Raw genomic sequence first — 2,623 nt, 5'->3', positions numbered from 1 at the left:
CTGCTGACCCAGACCGAACGCCTGACCATGACCGGGCGGCCAAAAGACCCCAAGACCGCCCGGAACAAGTATGTGCTGGTGATTGGCGGTTCCGGCAGCGGCAAGACGCGGTTCTTCTGTAAGCCGTCGCTGCTGCAAGCTCATTCGTCCTATGTCTGCACTGATCCGAAAGGAACCTTGCTGCCGGAGATCGGCGCTTTCCTGGAACGGAAGAAATACCGTATCAAGTGCCTCAACCTGATAAACTTCCGAAAATCCATGAAATACAATCCGCTGGCTTATATCCGATCAGAGAAAGATATCTTAAAGCTGGTGAACGCCCTGATTATGAACACGAAGGGCGAAGGCGAAAAATCTTCGGAAGATTTCTGGGTCAAAGCAGAACGCCTCTATTATTCCGCACTGATCGGCTACATCTGGTATGAGGCCACGGAGGAAGAAAAGAACTTCATCACACTTCTGGACCTTATCAATGCCAGTGAAGCCAGAGAGGATGACGAAACTTATCAAAGCCCGGTGGACCTGCTCTTTTCTCAGTTGGAGGAACGGGAGCCGGACCACTTTGCCGTCAAGCAGTACCGCAAATTCAAGATGGCGGCGGGCAAGACCTTAAAGTCCATCCTCATTTCCTGCGGTGCCCGGCTTGCTCCCTTCGATATCAAGGAGCTGCGGGACCTGATGGAATATGACGAACTGGAACTGGATACCCTGGGCGACCAAAAGACGGCGCTGTTTGTGATCCTGTCAGATACGGACAGCACTTTCAATTTCGTGGCCGCCCTCATGTATAGTCAGCTTTTCAATCTGCTCTGCGACAAGGCGGATGACTTCTACGGTGGGCGGCTGCCCGTCCATGTCCGTCTGATCCTGGACGAGTTTGCCAACATCGGCCAGATACCAAACTTCGATAAGCTGATTGCCACCATCCGAAGCCGTGAGATATCGGCTTCTATTATTTTGCAGTCGCAGAGCCAGTTAAAGACCATCTACAAGGATGCGGCGGATACCATCGTCGGTAACTGTGACAGCACCTTGTTTTTGGGAGGCAAGGAGAAATCCACGCTCAAGGAAATTTCGGAGCTGCTGGGGAAAGAGACCATTGATCTCTATAACCAGTCCGAAAACCGGGGCAGCCAGGTTTCCCACGGCCTCAGTTATCAGAAATTAGGAAAGGAGTTGATGACCCAGGACGAATTGGCAGTGATGGACGGCGGCAAGTGTATCTTCATGCTGCGGGGCGTGCGCCCGTTCCTTTCGGACAAGTACGATCTCACCCGGCACCCGAATTACAGATACACGGCCGACGCCGACCCTAAAAATGTCTTTGACATGGAACGGTACATGAAGAAGCAGCGTGCCGTGGTAAAACCCACGGACACCTTCGATGTGTACGAGATTGACGCAACAACTTAACCTAAAATCAAAAACATTTTTTAGGAGGATTATTTTATGGAATTTTTCAACAGCGCAGTTGGTGTTTTGCAGACTCTCGTAGTGGCCCTGGGCGCAGGTCTTGGTATCTGGGGCGTTATCAACCTTCTGGAAGGTTACGGTCAGGACAACCCTGCTTCCAAAAGCCAGGGTATGAAACAGTTGATGGCCGGCGGCGGTGTCGCCCTCATCGGCATCACCCTTGTACCTCTGCTCTCCGGCCTGTTCGGTTGATCGTCCGACGGTGATCGCTTATGGGCGGCATACTCGACAAACTCGATGAATGGCTCCGAGGGCTGCTCATCGAGGGGATCACGGGAAACCTGTCGGGCATGTTCGATACGGTCAATACCAAAGTAGGCGAGATCGCCGGTGAAGTGGGACAGACGCCGCTGGCATGGAACAGCGGCGTCTTTTCTATGATCCGAAACCTCTCTGAAACGGTGATCGTTCCAATCGCCGGGGTTATCCTGACATTCGTAATGTGTTATGAGCTGATCCAGCTTGTGACAGAGAAAAACAATCTGCACGATGTAGATACCTGGATGTTCTTCAAGTGGATTTTCAAGACCTTCTGTGCCGTTCTCATTGTGACGAACACATGGAATATCGTCATGGGTATCTTCGATGTCGGGCAAAGCGTTGTGAACAGCAGCGCAGGCGTCATCATTGGGAATACCTCCATTGATATCAGTAGCGTCATCACGGATATGGAGGCGCAGCTTGAAGCCCTGGGCACGGGAGAACTGTTCGGGCTGTGGTTCCAGTCCCTTTTCGTGGGACTTACCATGAACGCCCTTTCCATCTGTATCATGCTTGTCATCTACGGCCGCATGATCGAGGTGTATTTGACAACTTCCGTTGGACCGATTCCGCTTGCCACTATGACAAACCGGGATTGGAGCCATACAGGACAGAACTACTTGAAATCCCTGTTTGCATTGGCGTTCCAGGCATTTCTAATCATGGTGTGCGTGGGAATCTACTCTGTTTTGGTACAGAGTATCGCCACGGACGGAAATATCTCAGGCGCGATATGGGCCTGCATGGGCTACACGGTCCTGCTGTGCTTCGCCCTGTTCAAGACCGGCAGCCTCTCTAAGAGCCTGTTCGGAGCGCATTAAGGAGGCTTGATAAATTGGCGTATGTAACCATTCCAAAGGATTTGACGAAAGTAAAATCCAAAGTGCTG

Annotated in this window: 3 protein-coding genes; all 3 read left to right on the top strand. The window is 51.7% G+C overall.

Going from position 1 to position 2,623, the window contains the following annotated elements:
• Positions 1–1,413 (top strand): VirD4-like conjugal transfer protein, CD1115 family (locus tag ACTRC3_RS11645; protein ID WP_440323179.1); only part of this gene is annotated, 1,413 nt, incomplete at its 5' end.
• Positions 1,414–1,449: 36 nt separating this feature from the next.
• Positions 1,450–1,665: a Maff2 family mobile element protein gene (locus ACTRC3_RS11640; RefSeq protein ID WP_005541840.1), complete on the top strand. Its 216-nt coding sequence runs from the start codon at positions 1,450–1,452 to the stop codon at positions 1,663–1,665.
• Positions 1,666–1,685: 20 nt separating this feature from the next.
• Positions 1,686–2,555 carry a VirB6/TrbL-like conjugal transfer protein, CD1112 family gene (locus ACTRC3_RS11635; protein ID WP_021739912.1) on the top strand — a complete coding sequence of 290 codons (870 nt, stop codon included), beginning with the start codon at positions 1,686–1,688 and terminating at the stop codon, positions 2,553–2,555.
• Positions 2,556–2,623: the final 68 nt, after the last annotated feature.

Source organism: Laedolimicola sp. (assembly GCF_051972735.1).
GTDB lineage: Bacteria > Bacillota > Clostridia > Lachnospirales > Lachnospiraceae > Laedolimicola > Laedolimicola intestinihominis.
Note: the sequence above shows the minus strand (reverse complement) of the source record. Positions and strands in the feature narration are given on the sequence as shown.